The 5,306-nt window shown below is 64.3% G+C and carries 6 protein-coding genes; 1 reads left to right on the top strand and 5 read right to left on the bottom strand.

Annotated features, from left to right (window positions below; genetic code table 11):
* The 5 genes from VN004_RS01380 to VN004_RS01360 form a co-directional block, all read right to left on the bottom strand.
* A partial coding sequence (locus VN004_RS01380) for a tripartite tricarboxylate transporter substrate-binding protein (RefSeq protein WP_325606313.1) occupies window positions 1-239 on the bottom strand: 239 nt, incomplete at its 3' end.
* 72 nt (window positions 240-311) lie between these two features.
* A complete protein-coding gene (locus VN004_RS01375; protein WP_325606312.1) occupies window positions 312-1,379 on the bottom strand; it encodes an ornithine cyclodeaminase family protein in 1,068 nt (355 codons plus the stop codon).
* 46 nt (window positions 1,380-1,425) lie between these two features.
* Window positions 1,426-2,169: a peroxiredoxin family protein gene (locus VN004_RS01370; protein WP_325606311.1), complete on the bottom strand. Its 744-nt coding sequence runs from the start codon at window positions 2,167-2,169 to the stop codon at window positions 1,426-1,428.
* A gap of 13 nt (window positions 2,170-2,182) precedes the next feature.
* Window positions 2,183-2,743: an NADPH-dependent FMN reductase gene (locus VN004_RS01365; protein WP_325606310.1), complete on the bottom strand. Its 561-nt coding sequence runs from the start codon at window positions 2,741-2,743 to the stop codon at window positions 2,183-2,185.
* Window positions 2,744-2,767: 24 nt separating this feature from the next.
* On the bottom strand, window positions 2,768-4,483 hold the full coding sequence (locus VN004_RS01360) for an FAD-dependent monooxygenase (RefSeq protein WP_325606309.1): 1,716 nt from the start codon (window positions 4,481-4,483) through the stop codon (window positions 2,768-2,770).
* A 324-nt stretch (window positions 4,484-4,807) separates the two neighbouring features.
* Here VN004_RS01360 and VN004_RS01355 point away from each other — a divergent pair.
* Window positions 4,808-5,306: hypothetical protein (locus tag VN004_RS01355; RefSeq protein WP_325606308.1), on the top strand; the 499-nt coding region annotated here is incomplete at its 3' end.

Genomic DNA, 5,306 nt, shown 5'->3' with positions numbered 1-5,306 from the left:
ACCTGCCCGGCCGCAATCGTGCTGCTGGCGCCGGAGCGATTCTCGACGACGATGGGCTGGCCCAGCCGCGGGCTGAGTTCCTCGGCGACGACGCGCGCCAGGATATCGGTGGCCGCGCCGGGCAACGCCGATACGATCACCTTGATGGGATGCGACGGATATTGCGCCGCCGCCGATTGCGACATCGCGGCAACGGCGAGCAGCGCCAGGATCGATCGAATGATCGCTCGGACTTTCATCGTTTAACCCTCCCGCTTTCTGTTATCGAGACGTCGCCACAGCGCGTTCGGCCCCCTCCGACCGGCGCGCGTTCACGACGATTCGCTTTGGACAAACCACTCCGCTGGAAGCTCCCGTCCGACTTTTTTCTGGCGAGCCCGCTCAAGGAGGACGGAGCCGAGAGCGGAATATCCGGTGCCGGGCCCGAAGGAGGCATAGCCACCCAACAGGGTGATGTCCTCGGGCGACGTGCGGCCGGGATGACGGCCGACAACGATGTCCGGCAGCGTGGCGAGACGCGCCGGATTGACCTTGCGGTCGCGATTCTGGAACCACGGGCCGTGCATCGGGTGCTTGGCGGGGACGTGGAGCGTCGTCGATTCGCCCGACTGCAGGATGATCAGCGAGGCCCGCTCGCGGGCGACGTCATCCATCTCCGTCGCGCGCACCGAGCTGACATGCTGGCCGGGCTGCATCCACTCGCCGGGGAACACCGGCTGCAGCGACGTCGTCGTCGCGGCAACGATATCGGAGCCTTCGACCACCGCGCGCGGATTGTCATAGGCAACCACCTCGACATCGAGCTCCTTGGACATTTCCGCGGCAAACCGCTCGCGGTTGGCCGGCGTGGGGCTGAACACCTTGACGAGATTCAAGCGACGCACGAGCGCGATGGCGCTCAATTGCTCGCGCGCCTGCTGGCCGGATCCGAGCAAGCCGACGACGCGGGCCTCCTCGCGCGCGAGATACTTCGCCGCGATGCCGTGCGCGGCGCCGGCCCGCATGACCTGAATTCGCGAGTCGTGAATGATTCCCACGAGATCGAGCTTCTGCATATCGAACAGCAGAACGAGGCCGACGTAGTTGCCGCCAGTGGCGAGCGGCAGCGGGTCGAGGCGGCGCACGGAGCCGTCGCTGAACTCCCGCATCATGTTCGAGGTCACACGAACCGCCGCGAGGCCGACGCCCGGCAGCGCCGCGTCACAAGTCTTGAGCAGGTAGTGGCGGTCGGGCTCCGGCTGCGGCACGATGAGATCAGAACGCACGCGGGTGATGGCCTCGCCGTTACCCAGCTCCACGAACGCCTTTTCCATCGCCGACATGCAATCGGGCATCGACAGCAGGCTCGTGACCTCGTCGTTGGTCAGCAGCAGCGGCATCGTGCGCCTCCGCAGTCTCGTTCGGCGCCAATCGAAGCGTGCATGATCATTTCTGCCCCTGCGTCACCGGGTCCAATCCGAAAGCCTGCACCACCTCTCCCCGCGCGCTGGGGCCGGCGCGCTCGAGCACGCGCTGGTGGACGCTGCGGTTGATCCAGAGTTCGCGCCAGGTTTCGGCATAGACACGCCGCGTGCGAAGCCCTTCCGCGAGCCACTTCTCGGCACGCAACAGATGATCGAGGACCATCTCGAGTTCGTCGGCCACCAGCCAGGACGACTTGTGGACGACGAGCCCCTCCTTGTTGATCACCCAGACGGGGCTCGGCCGCAGGCCATAGAGATGGTGCGCGGTACCCTCGAGCGAATCGACCAGAACCGGAAACGCGACGTTTTCCAGCCGCTGCAAATCGCGCGCATGCGACAGCTTCTGCTCGAGGCTGCGATGCGCCGGATAGTTCTCCGCCGGATGCCCCTCGCGCACATAGATGATCAGGAACTGGATGTCGTTATCGCGGAATTTGCCATGAAGCCGGTTGAGATCGACGATGTCGTTGATGAAAATCGGCGCGGTGATCGAGCCGAACTCGAACACGACATTCTTCTTGCCGCGAAAATCGCTGAGACGAACGGGACGCCCTTCCAGGTCGCTGACAACGACATCCGGCGCCATGTCGCCGACATGCAGCCCCGGCTGGAAATCCAGGTTCGCCATGTCCTGGATGTGGTTGTATTCCTCGCGGCTGTAATGCGGGCGGTTATAACTCGCCGTCGCGTTTGCTGGTTCGGTCATGGCGCGCCTCTCCTCACGCGGCCGGCGTGACCTGCCGGATGAACGACGCGAACGCGGCAAGCTGTTGCTTGATCAGGCCGCGCGACACCTCGTCCGTCAGATGGCCCTGCGTTTCGTCGAACTTGCCTTTCGCCGCGGCGATCATGATCTCGGGCCGGTTGAAGACGAAGGCCTCGAGGAACACCAGCGTCTGCCGAAGGTGATATTGCGCGCGCGCACCGCCCAATATCCCCTGCGACGCCGATTGCAGCGCCACCGCCTTGGACTTGAACGGCTGGTCCGGCAGGCGCGACACCCAGTCGATGGCGTTCTTCAGCACGCCGGGAACCGAATAATTGTATTCGGGCGTGACGATGATGACGCCGTCGGCCGCGCGGATCGCGTCGCCGAGCGCCGTCGCCGCATCCGGGATCTTCCTCGCCTGAACGTCGGCGTTGTAGTGAGGGATCGGTTCGATCGGGGGCGACGCCTTGATCTGCATCCCTTCCGGGGCGAGCAGCGGCAGGGTCCGGGCCACCATCGCATTGTACGATTCAGCCCTGAGGCTCCCGCAAACGGTCACGATCTTGAGCAACGGCGATCTCCTTGGTTGAAAATGTCAGGCGTGTCGGGCCCGGCCGGTGGTGGAGACGAGGGTGGGCCTCGTCACCTCGGGGGCCGAATGCGTGTTTCCGCGGCAAGCGATGATCCGCGAGCCGGCGCCGCGAACCGTGTCGATCAGCTCCAGGCAATTCGCCGGCAAGGCATCGCCGCGCCACGCGACATGTCCGTCCGGACGAACGAGCACGAGCGGCTTTTCGTAGAGCTGCGCGACCTTCTCGTTGACGATGTGATGGATCTCGAGCGGCACCCGCCGGAGCCTGGCCGCCTCCTCCAGCGGGCCGGTATCGACATCCTCGAACCGCACCAGCACGAAGCCGCCACCGAACAAGTCGATGGTGGAGAGTTCGGTTCGCAGCCAGAAGTGCGGCGCCCGCGCGCCGGGATAGGTTGTCGGCCTGTAGCCGTGAGTATCATCCACCGGACGCGGCGTGCCGTCGGGAACCACGATCGGCGAGGGATCGTAAATATAGCCGAGATGCACGCCGGGCGGCTGCCACGCCTTGAGGTTTTCGCGCACCAGGCGTTCGCCGACCTCGCGGCGCGCCTGGTAACCGGCTTCGGTCGGCGCCTCGATATCGGGATGGTTGGATCGATTCATCAACCGGCCGTAGTTCAGCAACGAAACTTCGGTGGCGCGGCTCGAGGCCGGCCGGCGCTCGCATTCGTAGCTGTCGAGCAGCGCTTGCCCGCCCCAGCCCTTCAGCACCGCGGCAAGCTTCCAGCTCAAATCGAACGAGTCCTGCAGGCCGGTGTTCATTCCGAGCCCGCCGTTCGGCGGATGCGCATGGCAGGCATCACCGGCGAGGAAAACCCGGCCGTCCATGAAGCGGTCGGCGATGGTCATCTTCCGCACCCACGAAATCTTGTCCTCGAGGATGTAGAACACGGGGCGGCCGAAACACCGCCGCACCATCGCATCGACGTCGATCTTGTTCACGCTGTCCTGATCGAGACCAAGGATCTGCAGCCGATACAGATCCTTGCCGTCGATCATCGTCAGGAACGACCAGGTTCCTTCGGGGCCGACAAAGACGTAGCGAAGCGCCTGCTTGGTGTGGTGCAACGACAGGAAGTCGGGGATCCGCAGATACACGTTCACCGTGAGATCGACCTGCTTGCGGCCGCGCAGTTGAATGCCGAGCAGTTCCCGCGTCGTGCTGTCGCTGCCGTCGCAACCGACGAGATAGGCGGCGCGGATCTTCTGCCGCCTGCCCGTCTTGCGGCACCGCACCGTGGCAAGCACGGCGTCCGCATCCTGAACGAACGTCTCCAGCTCCGTCTCGTATCGCAACTGGTTGACGGCGAACGACCGCGCGCATTTCTGCAGGATCGGGTCGAACCAGGTTTGCGGGCACGGCCTCGCCCGCTCCGGGCTGTATTCCGAGGAAAAGCGGCTGTTCAGCGATCCGCTTCTGACGCGGCCGATCTCGTAACCTTCGAGGCCGGTCACGAACACCGTGTCGAGATTATAGTGGCCGGGAAAACCCCAATTGCGCACCTCCTCAGCGATCCCGAGCCGGCGGCAGAACTCCATCGTGCGGGCGCCGACCTCCAGCATCCGGGCCGAGGCGAGCTTGTCCGGCCGCCGCTCGATCAGAAGGGTATCGACGCCGCGCCGCCCAAGATCGGCCGCAAGAGCAAGACCGATCGGCCCCCCTCCCACGATGAGAACCGACGTCGACGTTTCCGCAAGTTCGGCTGGTTCGGCCATCGATACACCTGTCGCAAAACGCTCTACTAGTCCGCTCGCCGCATCCCCGGACAGGCCGGACAAGCGTCTGCGGGCCCATCTCCAAGCAGCGAAAAGCATGGTGGTGACGCTAAGCCGGCCAAACCGGCGTGACTATCCGGTGGCTGCAATCGCTATCCGAAGACTGCACGAGATTCGACCCATTCCGGCAAATCGCGACGACGTGCATTGCACTTGCTTAAAATGCGCGTTCCGCGGGCGCTTCCGGGATTCTCGCTCCGATGCTAAAATGCATTGCTTTCAACCACTGCCGCGGGTTCCGCCGCATGGTTGAGGAAACGGGTGGTGGAAGTGACAACCGACACGCAAGGTCTGCCACGCAGAGCCGGCGCCCACCCGGGCAACACGCCGTTACATTATCAATTTCAATGCCGCCATCCGCGTGAGGCGGAAGACGTCATCGGCCGTTTTTTCGAGCCGCGGTTCGAATTGTCCGTTGCCGATGCGTCGCAATTCCATTTCAGCCTCGACCATCATCCTTGCGGTGCCGGCGTCTCGATCAGCCGACTGGCCTTCCAGTCGGAGGTCACCGTGCACATCGAGAAGGTCGAGGAGTTCATGGTGCAGATGCCGCTGGCGGGACGAAACGACGTCGTCCTCGACGGGTCGAGCCGGCTGTCGCTTTCAAAACAGACGTTTTCCGTCATCAATCCCGGCCGCTCGGTGTGGCAACGCCGGTCGCAGAACTGCGAGATGGTGCTGGTGCGCTTTGCCGAGAGCAACATCGGGCAATGCCTCGACGCGCAACTGGGCGATCTGGGGATCGCCGCGCGGCCGTCCAAGC

The organism is Pseudorhodoplanes sp. (assembly GCF_035565855.1).
GTDB lineage: Bacteria > Pseudomonadota > Alphaproteobacteria > Rhizobiales > Xanthobacteraceae > Pseudorhodoplanes.
This window is presented reverse-complemented; position numbering and strand designations above follow the sequence as displayed.